Raw genomic sequence first — 1783 nt, 5'->3', positions numbered from 1 at the left:
TGGATGACTCCGACAACGCAGCGAGTGTGCGTGCCAGGCGTCGTGGGCCAGGCGGGACTTTCGAAACACGCCCTAGAAGATCACTGAAAATCTTTGGTTCGAGCCCCGTGGGTGCTGATGCGGGGTCAGACTGTTGGTGTGCAGGGGGAATGGGCTGGGGAGACGGTCGGGCCGGATGTGTGGGAGACCTGCCGGGAGCTGATCCCGGCCGGGAGCGTGTTCGCGTTCCTGGCTGAGCATCGCGAGCGGCTGCTGCCGTCGGAGATGTTCGCGGACATGTACCCCTCGGCCAACGGCCGGCCGTCGCTGCCGCCGCAGGTGCTGGCGGCGACGGTGGTGCTGCAGAGCCTATTCGGGACCTCGGACGTGGAGACCGTGCTGGAACTGCGGTGCGACCTGCGGTGGAAAGCCGCGTGCGGGCTGGGCCTCTACGACACCGCGTTCGACCCCTCGCTGCTGACCTATTTCAGGCACCGCCTGCAGCGCTCGGCGGATCCGGGGCGGATCTTCACCCGGGTCAAGGAGGTCGTGGCCGCCACCGGCATCCTTCGCGGGAAGCGGCGCCGCGCGCTGGACTCCACGGTGTTCGACGACGCGGTGGCCACCCAGGACACGGTCACCCAGCTGATCTCGGCCGTCCGCCGGGTGATCCGCGAGGTGCCCGGCGCCGGCCAGGTCGCCGCGCAGTACTTAACCGCGCACGACTACGCCGATGCGGGCAAGCCGAGGATCGCCTGGGACGACGAGGCTGCCCGCGCCGAGCTGGTCGACGCGCTGGTGAGCGACGCGCTCAATCTGCTGGGCCGCCTGCCCGAGCAGGAGCTGGGCGAGCGGGCGGCGAACGCGGTCGGCCTGCTGGCTCTGGTCGCCGGCCAGGACGTCGAGCCCGCCGAGGACTCCGACGGCCGCGACGGCCGCTGGCGCATCACCCGCGGCACCGCCCCTGACCGGGTGGTCTCCACCGTGGACCCCGAGGCCAGGCACATCCACAAGAACCGCACCCGCCACCAGGAGGGCTTCAAGGGCCACGTCGCCGTCGAGCCGGAGACCGGCCTGTTCACCGAGGTCGCCCTGACCCCCGGCAGCGGGCCCGCCAACCACGAGGCGAAGACCGCCGAAGACCTCCTCGCCGACGAGGGCGAGCCGGTCGAGGTGCTCGGCGACTCCGCCTACGGCACCGCCGGCCTGCGCGAACACCTCGAACAGGCCGGCCATGACGCCGTCCTCAAACCGCCACCGCTCCGGATGGCGGTCCCCGGCGGCTTCACCAGCGACGACTTCCACATCGACACCGAGAACAGCCAGGTCACCTGTCCTGCCGGGCACACCGTCCCCCTCTGCAAACCCCTCAAGGGCGGCTTTCGCCAAGCCCAGTTCAAGAAACTGTGCACCGGCTGCCCGCTGCGCGAACGCTGCACCACCTCCAAGGCCGGCCGCGTCCTGCGAGTCCACCCCCAGCACCAGCGCCTGGCCGACGCCCGCTCCCAAGCCGACGACCCCGCCTGGAAGGACGCCTACCGCCGCTGGCGTCCACCCGTCGAACGCGGCATCGCCTGGCTGACCGTCAAAGACAACCGCAGACTGCGCTACCTCGGCACCCTCAAGAACGACACCTGGCTCCGCAACCGAGCCGCCGCCCTCAACCTCCGCCGACTGATCAACCTCGGACTCACCCGGGCCAACGGCACCTGGACCCTGACTCCGGCCACACCATGAAGCACGGAGGGTGGCCCCGCCACCGGCGGGACCACCCACACAGCAAGATTTTCAGTGATCTTCTAGG

Annotated in this window: 1 protein-coding gene; it reads left to right on the top strand. The window is 70.2% G+C overall.

What is annotated here, in order from left to right; all coding sequences use genetic code 11:
* Nucleotides 1-138: 138 nt before the first annotated feature.
* The gene (locus tag ACZ4SA_RS36860; RefSeq protein ID WP_468283216.1) at nucleotides 139-1716 is read left to right on the top strand and encodes an IS1182 family transposase; all 1578 of its coding nucleotides are present in this window, start codon (nucleotides 139-141) and stop codon (nucleotides 1714-1716) included.
* Nucleotides 1717-1783 lie beyond the last annotated feature (67 nt).

Source organism: Streptomyces sp. NPDC027962 (genome assembly GCF_055566095.1).
This window is presented reverse-complemented; position numbering and strand designations above follow the sequence as displayed.